The organism is Bradyrhizobium sp. Kon58 (genome assembly GCF_055807455.1).
On the sequence record NZ_JBVVOT010000680.1, the window covers coordinates 1 to 233 of the forward strand.

Annotated in this window: 1 protein-coding gene; it reads left to right on the top strand. The window is 70.0% G+C overall.

Annotation, left to right across the window (positions count from 1 at the left end; translation table 11 throughout):
- On the top strand, nucleotides 1–233 hold a 233-nt coding region (locus AC0L20_RS41915), incomplete at both ends, for a lyase family protein (RefSeq protein WP_473295980.1).

The following is a 233-nucleotide window of genomic DNA, read 5'->3' on the forward strand; positions in this document are numbered from 1 at the left end:
GGTCAAGACCGGCCGCACGCACATGATGGATGCCACACCGATCAGCTTCGGCCAGGAACTCTCGGCGTTCATCACCCAGCTGGACTACGCCGAGCGCGCCATCCGCAGCGCCCTGCCCGCTGTGTGCGAGCTGGCCCAGGGCGGTACCGCCGTCGGTACCGGGCTGAACTCGCCCCATGGCTTCGGCGAGGCGATTGCCGCCGAGCTGGCGGCGCTGTCGGGCTTGCCGTTCG